This is a genomic window from Erythrobacter sp. CCH5-A1 (genome assembly GCF_001557115.1).
Taxonomy (GTDB): domain Bacteria; phylum Pseudomonadota; class Alphaproteobacteria; order Sphingomonadales; family Sphingomonadaceae; genus Erythrobacter.
In genome coordinates this window covers 1-364 of the sequence record NZ_LSKQ01000067.1, presented here as the reverse complement: position 1 = coordinate 364, position 364 = coordinate 1, and the positions used below count along the sequence as shown (strand labels likewise).

Here is a 364-nt window from a genome sequence, read left to right as displayed (position 1 = left end):
GCGATCGACGACGACTTCGGGTTGGGAGACTGATCATGCTCTCGGTCGCATCGGTCAAATCCGCCTCTGGAGCCGCCGAATACTTCGCCAAGGACGACAAGCACCCGGCTGACTATTACCTCGGCGAAGGCGGCGGCGCGGGGGGCGGTGATGGCGGCCCCGGCGGAGGCGGAGAAGGGCTGGGCGGTGGGGGTGCTGACAAAGGCGGTGAAGCCGGCGTCGGCACCGGGGACGCAGTACGCGGAGCAGCGAACGACAACCCTGAGACCGGATGGGCAGGGAAGGGCGCTGAGATGCTTGGTCTCAGCGGCGAGGTCACCAAGGATGCCTTCGAGAAGATCCTGAATGGTGAGCTGCCCAATGG

Annotated in this window: 1 protein-coding gene; it reads left to right on the top strand. The window is 65.9% G+C overall.

Translation table 11 applies throughout. The annotated features are described in order from the left end of the window. Window positions 1–35 precede the first annotated feature (35 nt). Window positions 36–364, top strand: a 329-nt coding sequence (locus tag AX708_RS03120; RefSeq protein WP_156443379.1) for a relaxase domain-containing protein, incomplete at its 3' end; no start/stop codon positions are given.